Source organism: Nocardia sp. CA-119907 (genome assembly GCF_050955995.1).
Taxonomy (GTDB): domain Bacteria; phylum Actinomycetota; class Actinomycetes; order Mycobacteriales; family Mycobacteriaceae; genus Nocardia.
In genome coordinates this window covers 4417077-4431060 of sequence record NZ_CP192091.1, presented here as the reverse complement: position 1 = coordinate 4431060, position 13984 = coordinate 4417077, and the positions used below count along the sequence as shown (strand labels likewise).

10 protein-coding genes are annotated in these 13984 nt (G+C 66.2%); 7 read left to right on the top strand and 3 right to left on the bottom strand.

Annotated elements, in window-relative coordinates; all coding sequences use genetic code 11:
* Positions 1–10 precede the first annotated feature (10 nt).
* Positions 11–622, top strand: a complete 612-nt coding sequence (locus ACQP2D_RS19405; protein WP_433685107.1) for a TetR/AcrR family transcriptional regulator — start codon at positions 11–13, stop codon at positions 620–622.
* Positions 623–1034: 412 nt separating this feature from the next.
* Positions 1035–2264 carry a glycosyltransferase gene (locus ACQP2D_RS19400; RefSeq protein ID WP_433685106.1) on the top strand — a complete coding sequence of 410 codons (1230 nt, stop codon included), beginning with the start codon at positions 1035–1037 and terminating at the stop codon, positions 2262–2264.
* 193 nt (positions 2265–2457) lie between these two features.
* On the opposite strand, the gene ACQP2D_RS19395 is transcribed toward ACQP2D_RS19400, so the two are convergent.
* A complete protein-coding gene (locus tag ACQP2D_RS19395) occupies positions 2458–4008 on the bottom strand; it encodes a flavin-containing monooxygenase (protein ID WP_433685105.1) in 1551 nt (516 codons plus the stop codon).
* Positions 4009–4339: 331 nt separating this feature from the next.
* On the opposite strand from ACQP2D_RS19395, the gene ACQP2D_RS19390 reads away from it, so the two are divergent.
* From ACQP2D_RS19390 to ACQP2D_RS19380, 3 genes are all read left to right on the top strand, one after another.
* Entirely contained in the window at positions 4340–5761 is a 1422-nt protein-coding gene (locus tag ACQP2D_RS19390) for an APC family permease (RefSeq protein WP_433685104.1), read from the top strand.
* Between the two features lie 139 nt (positions 5762–5900).
* Positions 5901–6314, top strand: coding sequence for a YybH family protein (locus tag ACQP2D_RS19385; protein ID WP_433685103.1), 414 nt, complete (start codon positions 5901–5903; stop codon positions 6312–6314).
* Between the two features lie 103 nt (positions 6315–6417).
* Positions 6418–7458 carry a crotonase/enoyl-CoA hydratase family protein gene (locus ACQP2D_RS19380; protein WP_433685102.1) on the top strand — a complete coding sequence of 347 codons (1041 nt, stop codon included), beginning with the start codon at positions 6418–6420 and terminating at the stop codon, positions 7456–7458.
* A 32-nt stretch (positions 7459–7490) separates the two neighbouring features.
* Here ACQP2D_RS19380 and ACQP2D_RS19375 read toward each other — a convergent pair whose 3' ends face one another.
* Complete coding sequence (locus tag ACQP2D_RS19375; protein WP_433685101.1) at positions 7491–8879, bottom strand: phenylacetate--CoA ligase family protein; 1389 nt, start codon at positions 8877–8879, stop codon at positions 7491–7493.
* Between the two features lie 172 nt (positions 8880–9051).
* Between ACQP2D_RS19375 and ACQP2D_RS19370 the strand changes: the two genes are divergently transcribed.
* Entirely contained in the window at positions 9052–10623 is a 1572-nt protein-coding gene (locus ACQP2D_RS19370; RefSeq protein WP_433685100.1) for an alpha/beta hydrolase, read from the top strand.
* Positions 10624–10685: 62 nt separating this feature from the next.
* Entirely contained in the window at positions 10686–11810 is a 1125-nt protein-coding gene (locus ACQP2D_RS19365; protein ID WP_433685099.1) for a BTAD domain-containing putative transcriptional regulator, read from the top strand.
* Here ACQP2D_RS19365 and ACQP2D_RS19360 read toward each other — a convergent pair.
* Positions 11807–13903, bottom strand: a complete 2097-nt coding sequence (locus ACQP2D_RS19360) for a serine/threonine-protein kinase (RefSeq protein ID WP_433685098.1) — start codon at positions 13901–13903, stop codon at positions 11807–11809. The genes ACQP2D_RS19365 and ACQP2D_RS19360 overlap by 4 nt on opposite strands.
* Positions 13904–13984: the final 81 nt, after the last annotated feature.

Here is a 13984-nt window from a genome sequence, read left to right as displayed (position 1 = left end):
CGATGAGCGCATGACTCAGGCAGGCTGGTCGGTCCGCGCGGCGCGGGAAAGATCGCATACCGACCGCCACCGCGCCCTGCTCGACGCGGCCGCCCGCGTCTTCGCCGAGCGCGGCTACGATAGGACCACCGTCGCCGATATCACCGCCGCCGCAGGCGTTTCCCGTGCGACCTTGTACGTCTACTTCGCTTCCAAGGACGAAATCTTCCTCGCTCTCGCCGCCCAGGTCCGCGATGATTTCCTCGCCGCCCAGGAACCCGATCTCGATACCGATGATCCCCAGGAAGTGCTCGCCGCCACCATTGATGCCTTCGCCGCCGCGGTCCGCAATGCCGGACCGATGCTGCGCCTGATCGACGAACGCGGCGCCGTGGACGACCGCGTCGCCGCCCTCGCCCAGGAAATCGCCGAACGCCCCGTCCGGCGCTTCACCCGCTACCTCGAACGCCTCCGCACCGCGGGCCGCATCTCCCCCGCCGTCCCGACCCGAATCGTTGCCGAAACTATCGGCTACGCCCTGATCCGCGGCACTCTCACCCGCATGGACGCCACCCCACGCGCCCGCGCCACCTACCTGGCCCACATACGGACCGTCGCCGAGACTCTCCTGTCGCCGACTTGATTCCGGGCTCGATGCGCACCTGACGCCGATCATCCAATTGGCCGCCTTGCCGAAAACCGGCTCGATGCGCTTGCATCTCTGGCCGAATGGGCAACTGCCGCAGCACATCACGATCCCGCGAACCCGAGGCTACCGCAGGCCGAGAGAGCCAGCAGGAGAGCGATCAAGCTGGTCAGCGCCGGAATCGCCGCGCGCAGGAACTCCTGCCGCACATACCGTTCCGAGGTCAGGCCAGGATGTCGTAGGAGAAATTGCCGCTCACAGCGGCTTTCGGTGTGGGCACAAGGGCAAGATGTCCAACCCCTTCCCCCCTTCAACCTATAGCGCACCCGGGGGCTTGCGGCAAGCCCCGGGTCGTACCCCATCATTGTCGGCCGAAGGCCAGGAACTGCGGAAATGGGAGATTCGCGAAGTGCGTGTGCTGTTGACGACGTGGGGATCACGCGGGGATGTCGAACCACTGGTGGGGCTCGCCGTGGCATTGCGAGGGCTCGGTGCGGAGGCACGGGTGTGCGCGCCGCCGGACGAGGATTTCGCGGCGCTGCTGGCGCGTGTCGGTATGCCGCTGGTGCCGATCGGGCCGACAGTGCGCTCGGTGGTCGCGGGCACGAAGCCGCCGACCGCGGAAGATGCGTTCCGGCTCGCTCCCGCGCTGGTCGCCGCGCGGTTCGACAGGTTCACCGCGGCCGCCGAAGGATGTGACGCACTGCTGGCGACCGGGCTGATGCCGGCGGGCGCACGGGACGTGGCCGAGAAGCTGGGCATCCGCTACGTGTACGGGTGCTACCACCTCGCCGGACTGCCGTCTCAGCACTTCTCTCCGGGAGTACGGCCCGGCAAGCCATCCCCGCAGGGCGAGACCGACAAGCGGGTGCTGTGGGAGCAGGACGCCCAGCGGGTGAACACCTTGTACGGCCCGGCGCTCAACAGTCATCGGGCGGCGATCGGCCTGCCGCCGGTGGACAACGTTCGCGACCACGTCTTCACCGATCAGCCATGGCTCGCAGCAGATGCGACGCTGTGCCCGTCGCAGGGCATGACGGATCTCGACATCGTGCAGACCGGGGCGTGGATCCTGCCCGACGACCGTCCGCTCCCGGAAGACCTGGAGGCGTTCCTGGACGCGGGCGAACCACCGGTGTACGTGGGCTTCGGCAGCATGGCCGCGCACGCGCCGAAGGACATTGCCCGGGTGGCCATCGAAGCGAGTCGCGCGCACGGCCGCCGTGTAGTCCTCGCTCGCGGCTGGGCCGACCTGGCCCTGATCGATGACCAAGACGATTGCTTCGTCGTCGGGGAGGTCAACCAGCAGGCGCTGTTCGGCCGGGTGGCCGCCGTCGTGCACCACGGCGGCGCGGGCACCACGACGACGGCCGCTCGGGCCGCAGCGCCCCAGGTGGTGGTCCCGCAGATCGCGGACCAGCCGTCCTGGGCCGATCGGGTGGCCGAGCTGGGCATCGGTGTGGCACACGACGGCCGGACACCGACCGTTGTCTCCCTGTCGGCGGCGTTCGATGTCGCCCTGACCGCCGAGACCCGAGCGCGGGCAGGGGCCGTGGCCGATACGATCCGCACCGACGGGGCGACGGTGGCCGCGAAAATGCTTCTCGACATGACCAGCCGGAGCGGGTCCGCGAACTGATCGCCCGGCGGCCACGCGGGCGGGCTGTCCGCTTGTCCGCGTGGCCAGCCAGGGACACTCGAACCCGTTCGACGGCCCGCGGCCGCCCGAACAGGACCCTTGCGGCGCGCGTCAGCCGGCATGGACCGCAATTCGTGGCCCGTTCAACCTCCGGGCGTAGCTGGACGTCGAATGGCGACGGCCGAAAGAGCTTTCAGGCGCTACGGGATGCGACGACGGCCGCGCCCTGGGCGATGAGCTTGCGGGCGTGGCCGGTCAGCTTGCGACCGGGGCGGCCAGTGCCTGCCGCACCGTCGAACGTGAGAACCCCGTCCTCCAGCGGTGCCTTGCGCAGCAGTGCGCGATCGCGGAAGTAGTTGTTGATCACCTGCCACGGGCCCCGGCTGCCTTGCCGCGGCATCACGCCGTCGCCGCGCTGGATATAGCCGGAGGTCAGGGCGCCGCCCATCACCGATTGATCGGAGCGGTCGGCGTCCTCGGCAACCGCCAGCACCTTCGTGAAGCCGTGCGACTTCATGTGGTTGAGGATTCGGCAGAAGTATTCGGCGGCCAGATCCGCCTTCAGGGTCCAGGATGCGTTCGTGTAGCCGAGCACCAGCATCGCATTGGGGATGCCATCGAGCAGGGTGCCCTTGTAGACCACCCGCTCGCGGGTCAGCACCGGTTCGCCGTCCACTTCCAGCGTCGCACCGCCAAGGATCTGCACGGTCAGACCGGTCGCGCTGATCACGATATCGGCGGGTAGCTCCTCGCCGGAGGCGAGACGGATGCCGGTTTCGGTGAAGGTGTCGATGTGGTCGGTGGCGATCGTTGCCTTACCGCTGCGCAGCACCTTGAACAGGTCACCGTTGGGGACCACGCAGAGCCGCTGATCCCACGGGTTGTAGGACGGCGTGAAATGCCGCATGTCGATATCCTTGCCGACCTGCATTCGCACTGCGCCGAGGAACAGCTTCTTGGCCAGCTCGGGATTGGTGCGCGAGAGCTGGAAGCTGGCCCGCTGCAGGGCGATATTGCGCGCCCGCCCCGCCCGGTAGGCGACCTTCTCCGGTACCCGCGCCAGCTTCATCCCGACCGCGACCGGATCGTCGGCGGGCAGTGCGGTGATGTAGGTGGGCGAGCGCTGGAGCATGGTGATGTGCGCGGTGTCGTCGGCCATCGCCGGAATCAAGGTGATCGCGGTGGCGCCGCTGCCGATCACCACGACGCGCTTGCCCCGGTAGTCCAGATCCTGCGGCCAGTGCTGCGGGTGCACGATCGGGCCGCGGAAGTTCTCCTCGCCGGGAAATTCCGGGCGGTACCCGTTGTCGTAGTCGTAGTAGCCGGTGCAGCCGACCAGGAAGTTGCTGGTGAAGATCTCGGTCTCACCGGTCTGCTCGTCGAGCGCCTCGACGGTCCACTGTCCGGCCTCGCTCGACCAGCTGGCCCTGGTCATCTTGCGCCCGAAGTGAATGTGCTCAGTGACGCCGTACTCCGCGGCGGTCTCCTCGATGTACTGGCGGATATGCGGTCCGTCGGCGAGCACCTTGGTGCCGATCCAGGGACGGAAGCCGAAGCCGAAGGTGTACATATCGGAGTCGGAGCGGATGCCCGGGTACCGGAACAGATCCCAGGTACCACCGATGGCACGGCGGCGCTCCAGGATGGCGTAGCTGCGTCCGGTCTGCTCGCGGGTGAGATGGCAGGCCATCCCGATGCCGGACAGGCCCGCGCCGATGATCAGTACGTCGACATGCCGCGTCATTGAGGTATCCGTTTCGTCTGGTCTCACCCGGGCACCCTTGTCCGAGCGTCCCCACGAGGTTACGTGTTATCGACAGTAACGTCTAGTGGCCTGCTTTGCGATCGTGCAACCAGCCGCGCATTGACGCTTGCCCGAGAATTGCCCCCCTGCTGTATTGCGCCGCATGCAATACCGCGCCTGACGCGCAACCGCACGGCACGCATATTGGCACCGATGGTTGCCTGCCGGTCGCCCACAACCGCCCCGGCGTCAACCGCGTCGACTCCGCCGACCAGAATGGATAGCCGACTCCGTCCCGTCTGCGGAGCCAGAGCACGCAGTAAGGGAGTTCATGACCAGCGCAACCCGATGGCGCCGCCGTCAGCCCGACTCCGCGACGAGCCAGGAACCCGGGGCGACCCTCGAGCGCAGTCTGGGTCGCATCGATCTCACCGCCATGGGCGTTGGCACCATTGTCGGTGCGGGCATCTTCGTGATCACCGGAGTGGCCGCCGCCGAGAAGGCCGGGCCCTCGATCGTGCTGTCGTTCCTGCTGGCCGGTACGGTCTGCGTGCTGGTCGCACTCTGCTACAGCGAACTCGCGGCCATGACGCCGGTCTCCGGCAGTGCCTATACCTACACCTACGCCACACTCGGCGAAGGTCCGGCATTCCTGGTCGGCTGGAATCTGCTGCTCGAATTCGTCATCGCGGGCGCGGCCGTGGCGATCGGCTGGTCCGGCAGCGTGGTATCGGCGCTGGACACCATGTTCGGCATCACCCTGCCCACCGCGATCACCGCGGGCCCGTCCGAGGGCGGCATCGTCAACCTGCCCGCGGTACTCATCATCGCCGTCATCGTCGCGGTGCTCATCGGCGAGGTGACCCTGACGGCCCGGATCACCAAGGCGCTGGTCGCCGTGACGATCGGGGTGCTGGTCCTGGTCGTCGCGATCGGCGCACCGCATATCGATGTCGGCAATTGGACCCCGTTCGCGCCCTTCGGATTCGGCGGCATTGTCGGCGGCGCCGCCATCGCGTTCTTTGCCTTTCTCGGATTCGACGTGGTCGCCGCGTCCGCCGAGGAGGCGCGCAATCCGCGCCGCGATATCCCGTTCGCGATCATCGGCACCGTCCTCATCGCGACGCTGCTCTATGCACTGGTGAGCGCCGTGCTCACCGGCATCGCACCGTTCGCGAGCCTGAACAACGCGTCGCCGATCGCGACCGCCTTCGGAAATCTGCGCATCGGCTGGATCGGCAATGTCATCGTGATCGCCTCGATCATCGCGCTCACCAAAGGCCTGCTGCTCATCGTCTACGCACAGGTCCGGCTGATGTTCGCGATGTGCCGCGACCGACTGCTGCCACGCGGACTCGCCGAAACCGGTAAGCGCGCTACCCCGGTCCGGCTGACACTGCTGCTCGGCGGCGTCTGCGCGACCATCGCCGGTCTGCTGCCGATCGATATCGTGGTGGAGTTGGTGAATATCGGGGCGCTATCGGCCTTCGCCGTCGTATGCGTCGGCGTCCTCGTATTGCGCAAGCTGGAACCGAACCGGGAACGCCCGTTCCGCACCCCGCTGGTGCCGCTGGTACCGATCCTCGCGCTCATCGGCTGCGTACTGCTGGCAACCACCTTGGACGGGCTGACCTGGGTGCGCTTCGCGGTGTGGGTAATTGTCGGTATCGCGGTCTACCTGGGCTACGGTCGCAAACGCTCCACTTTGGCGACTCCGGCCGTAACCGTCTCAACGGTTTCAGCCGATCGGTAACCGGGGCGAATTTCGCCATTGGGATTCTGCACGAATGCATTCCGAGTCATTGCGTCGCACAGGCGAATTCGGCACGCTCTCTGAGTAAGAGCCACGGCGCATACCTCCGCGGCCGTGCTGGAAAGGACGACGACCCGATATGTCCGATGACGAAAAGCAGATCCGAATCCTGATCGAGCGGTGGGCGGCGGCGGTTCATACCGGTGATCTGCCCGGAGCACTCACCGACCACGCCGACGATATCGTCATGTTCGATGTGCCCCCGCCGAACGAGGGTGTGCGCGGTATCGACGCGTATCGGGATATCTGGCCCGGCTTCTTCGAATGGCAGGCATCGGGTGCGACATTCGACATCGTGTCGCTCGAGGTCGTCGCCGGCGCGGATGTGGCGTTCGCATATGCGCTACTGCTGTGCGGTACGGCGGAGGATTTCGCCCGCGATCCGGCCAAACGGCTGCGGATAACGTTCGGCCTGCGCAAGGAGTACGGTCGCTGGGTCGTGGTGCACGAACACCATTCCTTCCCCGACTACAGCGTCGGACCCGAGGTCTGAGACCACCCGGTTCGCTACGGTGGCATCGAGCGCAACGATGCACCGGCCGTCCGTGGCAGCATCGTTGCCGAGACCGCGGCATCGAGTGCACCGGGAGTTCCACGTGAATCAGCCTGATAACGACGCCTTTTCCAACCATGCGGGTACCCGCCCCGCCGCCTGGTACGAGAACTGGACGGAGGTCCCCGATTCGCCGTGGCGGGATCGGCCCGCCCCGGGCGACGAACGCGAATACCGCACGCTTACCTACGAGCGCGATGGACGCATAGCGCGGATCACCTTCAACCGTCCGGAGAAGGGCAATACGATCACCCCGGATACGCCGGTCGATCTCGCGCACGCGGTCGAGTGCGCCGACCTGGATCCGCGGGTGCACGTGATCCTGGTGTCCGGACGGGGCAAAGGTTTCTGCGGCGGCTATGACCTGGACATGTTCGCCGAACAGGGCAGCCACGGTGTCGATGGTTCGACCGAGACCACCGGCACCGTGGCCGATCCGGTGGTGCAGGCGGTCAATCACAATCCCTGGGGCACCTGGGATCCGATGATCGACTACGCCATGATGAGCCGGTTCAACCGCGGTTTCGCCAGCCTCATGAATGCCAATAAGCCGACGGTCGCCAAACTGCACGGCTTCGCCATCGCGGGCGGCACCGATATCGCGCTCTATTCCGACCAGATCATCTGTGCCGACGACACCAAGATCGGCTACCCGCCCACCCGGGTGTGGGGCATCCCGGCGGCGGGCATGTGGGCGCATCGCCTCGGCGATCAGCGCGCCAAGCGGCTGCTGTTCACCGGCGACTGCATCAGCGGGAAGCAGGCCGAGGAATGGGGTCTCGCGGTCGAATCCTGTCCGGCCGATGAACTCGACGAGCGCACCGAGGCACTGGTGGCCCGCATCGCGCGAATGCCGGTCAACCAGTTGATGATGGCCAAGCTCGCGCTCAATTCGGCGCTGCATTCGCAGGGCGTCACGAACTCCGCGATGATCAGCACCGTCTTCGACGGAATCTCCCGGCATACCCGCGAGGGTTACGCGTTCCAACTGCGTTCGGCCACCGTGGGGTTCCGCGAGGCCGTCCGCGAACGCGACGAACCGTTCGGCGACTACAAGCGCGCCCAGTTCCGATCCGAGGAATAGGGATCGAGCGCTGGTTCCCGATTCGCTCCGGCTCAGCGGGTGTAGCGGTGTTTGACGCCGGGTGGAAAGTAGTCGGGGTCGCCGGTGGGGCGTAGTTCGACGTGTGGGAGTTGGCGTTCGGCTGGCACGTAGTGTGCGTATTCGCTATTCCGGCGCAGCAATTCGTCTCGGATCGATGCGGCGACGCGGTGGGTACGTTCGGGTGTGTTCGCCGCATCGGGGACCAGTTCGACGATGACACGCAGCATCCGGTCGTGGTCGGCGTTCTCCCACACCTCCAGCACGAATTTGCCCGTCACCCATTCACTGACCTGCGGCTGTTCCAGTCCGATCGTCACGGTCTCCGGAAAGACGTTCGCGCCGAATACCGATACCGCGTGCAGTGTTCGCCCGAATACGTACACGAACGGCAGTTCGGGCCCGGTATCGGTACCGAGATCGAGGCCGTGCTCCGCACAGAACGCGAGCATATCGGCATGCGAGACCACGCCACCGTCATCGGCGATGTGATACCGGATCAGCGGAACTCCGGAGTCGGCGGTGAATGCCAGTGTGCCGTTGACGGATTCGAAGTACCGATCCGCCGGATCGTATTGCAGCAGCGTCGGCAGCCGCCGAGTGCCGAACAGTTCCACCCCGGCGGGATGGTCGTCCAGAAATCGGCGGATCCGCACGCTCAATGGCGTCTCATTGCCGAGCACTCCCCCATCAGCGGTCCCATAGAGGGAAGCCACATCCCGCACCGGGTCCAGCCCCGCCCGCCGCGCCATCAGATCGCGCCACTGCTCGCTGATCACCTCACCGGCCAGCACGAGTTTCACCGCGTAGCGCGACCATTCGATGCCAGCGCGCAGACCGGTGTCGATCACGTCCTTGAGGAACGGTGGATAGCCCAGCAGCACAACCTGGTCGACATCACCGCCCAACTCCGGTGTCACCCGCAGGATCTCCGCCTTGTTATTACCCGGCGCGACGATCGTCAGCGGCAACTCCGCGGTCAACGCACGCAGACACGACAGTGTGTACAGCCCGCCGACCCAGGTCCCGAGTGGAAAGCACACCACTGCCAGCGTGCGTGTTCGCGCGGCGTCGAATCCGTCGACGAGCACCTGCTCGAAGCGGCGCACCGATGCCGCCTCATCCGCGGCGGTGCGCGGCCAAAATGTCGGCGTACCAGTCGATCCCGAGGACACCGCGATCAGATCGCAATTGCTCAGATCACCGCCGCGGCACCGCTGCGGCAGCGGATAGCGTTGGTGATAGTTGGCCTTGGTCGTCAACGGCAGCTGCTGGAACGCCGCGGTATCGGTGATCTTCTCGGCGTCGATACCGTGCTCATCGAGAAATGCCCGGTACGCGGGCACCGTGGCCGCGGTCCGCGCCACCAGTTCGAGAATTCGCTGATTCGGATCGGCTGTCATGTCCGACCTTTCTCCCCGTTCGCGGCATCCACGCTACCGGCGTCGCCTTCACGACATGCCCTACTGACTCGATCAGAAGTGAGAAGATATTTTCATCGCCTTCGGCGTACGCCTCGGTGGAGGACCGACGTGGCGTCGAGGCAATCGCGCAGTAACCAGGGGGGGCCACACCATGCGGTATCGGTATCGGATCCTCCCGGCGCTGGCGGCCCTGCTGCTCATCACGACGGGCTGTGCGGGCTTGCTGACCGTGCCCGGCGCGCCGGTAGTCACGCAGCCGCTACCGACGGTCGAGGCCTATATGGCCCAGCACATCGACTGGCAGCCGTGCGAGAACGGCCAGGCCGAATGCGGTTCGATCCGAGTACCCGTGGACTATGCCGATCCGGGCGCCATGGCCATCAGCATGCCGCTGATCCGGCTGCGCGCCACCAATCCGGCGGCACGTATCGGCGTCCTGACCGCGAACCCCGGCGGGCCCGGCGAATCCGGCTACGAGCAGGTGCGTTATGCACTGAATCCGCGGGATACGAGCCTGCGCAAATTCCGTATCCGCTACGACCTGGTCGGTTTCGATCCGCGCGGCGTCGGCCGCACCGCCGCGGTCAGCTGCCTCAGCGATAAGGAAATGGACGACTACCTCGCCACCGACTTCACCCCGACCGATGCGGCGGGCGTGCGCCGGGTCGCCGACGCGCACAGGCGCTATACCGCCGCCTGCCTGCGCCATACCGGCAAACTCCTCGGCTTCCTCGGCAGCGAATTCGTCGCGCGGGATATGGACATCATGCGCTCGGCCCTCGGCGAGGAGAAGCTCAACTACTTCGGCTTCTCCTACGGCACCCGACTCGGCCAGTACTACGCCGACCGGTTTCCGGCGCATGTCGGGCGCATGGTGCTCGATTCGATCGACGATCCGAGCTGGACGACGAACCGTTGGGATTTCACCCCTGATCCCCAACCGCCGGATCCGACCCAGCTCTCCGCACGCGACCGGATCGTGCGCGACATGCTCACCGCCTGTGCCGCCCGCTCGGATTGCCCACTGGACCACAACCCCGATACCGCCATGCAACGGCTGCGAGAGCTGATCGACCGTGTGGACAAGGACCCGATTTCGACCAAGGACGGCCGCAAGCTCGGCTCGAATCTGGCGCTGCTCGGCATCTTCGAGGCCACCTACGACGAAGCCAAATGGCCGCGGTTCGAGCGGGCGGTCGCGGATGCGCTGCACGGCGATGGCACCGGACTCGCCCAACTCGCCGACGGCTATGTCGGCCGCAGTGACACCGGCCGCTACTCCTCCTCGGAACCCGCCTTCTGGGCAGTGCAGTGCGCCAACGACGATCCCAAGAGCTATCGCTCCAAGTCCGAGGAGCAGATTCTGGCGGAACTGCAGCACAATGCCGACCTGGCCGAGGTCACCTCGCCGCTGTTCGGCCGGAACCGAGCCTTCAGCACGCCGGTGTGTCTGTTCTGGCCGGTGCCGCCGACGAGCGTGTCGACGACCGTGCACGCGGTCGGCGCACCGACCATCGTCCTGCTCAACAACACCGGCGATCCGGCCACGGCGCTGTCCGACGCGCAGCATGTCGCCGAGGAACTCGCCGACGCGGTGCTCGTCATCCGCGAGCATGAGGGGCATATCGCCTTCGATAACGGCTCTGCCTGCATCGACGCCATCGTCGTCGGATATTTCTTCGACGGCGTGGTCCCCGACCGCGGCGCCCGCTGCACCGACTGATTGCGGAAACGCTCGGGTCGCGAAGCTCGATATTGATTTCGAGAACGGGAGGACTCACGGGGATGTCGGATATGCGGGCCCGGTTCGGTGTGCTAGGACCGGTTCAGTTGACGATCGACGAGGTGGCGCAGCCGCTCGGCGGCGTCAAACAGCGTGCGGTATTGGCGTACCTGGTGCTCAATGCCAACCGGCCGGTGTCGACGGAGGCGCTGGCGCAGGCAGTGTGGGAGGAAAACCCGCCGCCCGATATCCGCATCAGTCTGCACACCATGGTGTCGAATCTGCGAAAACCGCTACGGGAGGCCGGACTCGACGCACGCACCATCCTCTCCCGCGCCGGCACCGGATACCGGATCACGGTGGCCGGGGACGGCTGCGATGTTCAGCGGTTCCGCGCGCGGAAGGAATCGGGGCTGCGGGCGATGGCGGCCGGCCGGTTCTCAGTGGCAAGCGAGGTGCTGTCCAACGCGCTCGCGCAATGGCGCGGCACCGCGCTGGCGGATCTGCAAGGACTCGGGTTCGCTGATGCCTTCGCCACTGCCCTCGACGATGAGCGCATCGGGGCGGTGGTGGCCCGAGCGCAGGCCGAGATCGCGCAGGGCCGGGCCGACAATGTCATCTCCGAGCTGGCCGAACTGGCGGATAGGTACCCGTTGCGCGAGCCACTGTGGGAACAGCTGATCACCGCGCTGTATGTGAGCGGGCGGCAGAGTGACGCGCTGGAGGCGTTGCGTCGATTGCGTACGACCCTCGCCGACGAGCTCGGCATCGATCCGGTGGCATCGATCCGCGAACTCGAAGCGCGGATACTGCGTCAGGAACGGCTCACCCCGCCCGCGGACGCCGTCGCATCCGCGCTGCGCGCGACCACGATCGTCGATGTGGTAGCACCCGGATCCCACGCGCACCTGCGGGATTCGAGCGGGCAGACCTTCCCGATCACCGGCCCGTTCACCCGCATCGGACGCCTGCCCGATAACGATATCGTGCTCGACGACGGCAAGGTCAGCCGCCATCACGCCGTGATCGTCAGCAATGGGCTGTCGTGCCTGCTGAAGGATCTGTTGTCCTCCAACGGTGTTTATGTCGGCGGGGTCCGGGTCATCGATGGGATCGCGCTCACCGACGGCGCGGTCATCCGCATCGGCGATACCGAATTCACCTTCGGGATCGTGCCGCAGAACTAGCGGAAGTGCTTATCGAACCAATCCAGCAGTTGAGCTTCGGTTTTCGGGCCGGGCAGCGGATTCTCCGGTAGGAGTGTGCAGAATTGGCCGATCAGGCGTGCGTTGTCGTGCACGGCGATCAGGCAGGTCCGGGTGCCGATACTCGGATCGTTGTCCAGGAAGCAGAAGAACCGGCCGACCGGTTTGTTCGCCGTGCCCCACACATCGTCGGCGCCGCTGCCGCCACCGCAGGTGCGTCCGCCGAGCACGCCGAGATCGGCTCGGTACAGGGCCTGGGCCGACTGGCTATCCGGAAATCCGAAGAAGAGGGCGGACGGATAATCGGCCGGCGTACTGCACGCGATGGCGGCGTTGACCGTGCCGCCGGGCGGGGACATGTGCGCACAGTTCGCCGTCCGATAGTCGTTGCCGAGCCGGCTGAGGATCGCCCGGTCCTCCGGCGTGAAATAGTCCGGGTCACGGGCGGTTTCGTTGGTCAGGAACTGCGACGCGGTGAACTTGGTCAGGTAGTCGCGCAGCGGTTCATCGCTCGGTGTCGGCCAGATGAAGAATGCCAGCGCCAGTTGGGTTTCATCGGTCATCACCAGGGACGGCTTCGGCGCGTTCGGTGTTTCCGCGCGGTTGGCGACGCAGGCCTTGCGGCCGGTCTCCTTGCCGTCGAGGACAGAGGGTCCATCCGATCCGGCGGGGTCACCGGGGCAGTTCTTGGCCTGGAAGGTGCGCACCAGCAGGTTGTAGTAGTCGCGCAAGTCGTTGAGGCTGCGAAACCGCATGTATCGGGCCGCGGGTTCACTGGCTGCGGGGTGCTCAGCGCAGAAGATGACCGCGAGGGTGGTGGAGGTGTCGGGCTGCTCGTGCTGGCAGGTGGATCGTTTGCGGCCGGACTGGGCGACGATCTTCAGCAGGTCGACATCCGCGCCACGTAGCGCGGTAGCGTCGGCGAGCGCGGTGCCTTTGCGATCACCGAGCAATGTCCAGACCCCGAATCCGGCTCCGGCGGCGATGACGGCGGCGACGGTCAGGATGAGTGCGACAAGGACACGGCGACGCCGTCCGGGCTTCGGTGCGCCGGTTTTCTGGTCGCCGGTAGGCGCTTCGGGATGGGCAGGCTCTGCATCGCGGAGCCCGACAGCGGGTGAATTACCTATTCCCCCTGTGGCATTCGATGTTCGATCCGTGAGGGCATCCTGCACGCCGGTCGCGGGTCCAGGCGTTACCGAGGTCTGTGTGCGTCCCTCGGTGACGGCACCGGCACTCGTCAGCGCCGCCTGTGCGGCGCTCGCGAGTTCGCCTGCGGCGCTGAAACGTTCGCGCACATTCTTCGCCATGCCGCGGGCGACGACGGTATCGAGCGCGGGCGATACATTCGGCCGGATCATGCTCGGTCGCGGCACTGGCTCGAACAGATGCGCACTGATGATCTGGGCGTCGGTGGTGCCCGGATAAGGCCTTGCGCCCGTAAGGCATTCGTACAGCACACACGTCAAGGAATAGACATCGACCGCGGGGGTGGTGTGCTCGGCCCGGAATCGCTCCGGCGCCATATAACTGAACGAACCGATTACCGCACCGTGGGTTGTCAGCCGATGATCGGCACTCGAATGGGCGATACCGAAATCGACCAGATATGCGAAGCCATCCGGTGTGAGCAGGATATTGTCCGGTTTGACGTCACGGTGGATGAGTCCCTCGGCGTGCGCGGCATCCAATGCGGCGGCGATCTGCCGGATCACCGAAACCGCATCCGCCGGCGCCATCGGCCCATGGGTGTGCAGCACCGACGGCAAGCTGGCACCGTCCACCAATCGCATATCGATGTAGAGGCGGCCATCGATCTCGCCGTAATCGTGAATCGGGATGACATGCGGCTCCCGCAGCCGAGCGGCCGCATCGGCCTCGCGCTGGAACCGTTCGCGGTACCCGTCGTCCTGCGCCAGCTTTTCCAACAGCACCTTGATCGCGACAGTGCGGCGCTTGCGCAGGTCATAGGCCTCGTAGACCTCGCCCATGCCGCCGCGACCGATCAGCCGATCCAACCGGTAGTGCCCGAACAGCGAGCCCACCGCGAGTGGCTGGCGCTGCTGGCTCGTCATCTCGTCCTCCGCGATACAGACCAAAGCCGTTCGCTCGTTGGTCAACTGTAAATTCGGCCGCCGGTTCCCTGGGCGGTTTCG

Excerpts from the sequence above, each read along its gene's own strand:
- ACQP2D_RS19405 (WP_433685107.1), top strand. The coding sequence starts at position 11 with ATGACTCAGGCAGGCTGGTCGGTCCGCGCGGCGCGGGAAAGATCGCAT.
- ACQP2D_RS19395 (WP_433685105.1), bottom strand. The coding sequence starts at position 4,008 with ATGACGCGGCATGTCGACGTACTGATCATCGGCGCGGGCCTGTCCGGC.
- ACQP2D_RS19390 (WP_433685104.1), top strand. The coding sequence starts at position 4,340 with ATGACCAGCGCAACCCGATGGCGCCGCCGTCAGCCCGACTCCGCGACG.
- ACQP2D_RS19385 (WP_433685103.1), top strand. The coding sequence starts at position 5,901 with ATGTCCGATGACGAAAAGCAGATCCGAATCCTGATCGAGCGGTGGGCG.
- ACQP2D_RS19375 (WP_433685101.1), bottom strand. The coding sequence starts at position 8,879 with ATGACAGCCGATCCGAATCAGCGAATTCTCGAACTGGTGGCGCGGACC.
- ACQP2D_RS19370 (WP_433685100.1), top strand. The coding sequence starts at position 9,052 with ATGCGGTATCGGTATCGGATCCTCCCGGCGCTGGCGGCCCTGCTGCTC.
- ACQP2D_RS19365 (WP_433685099.1), top strand. The coding sequence starts at position 10,686 with ATGTCGGATATGCGGGCCCGGTTCGGTGTGCTAGGACCGGTTCAGTTG.
- ACQP2D_RS19360 (WP_433685098.1), bottom strand. The coding sequence starts at position 13,903 with ATGACGAGCCAGCAGCGCCAGCCACTCGCGGTGGGCTCGCTGTTCGGG.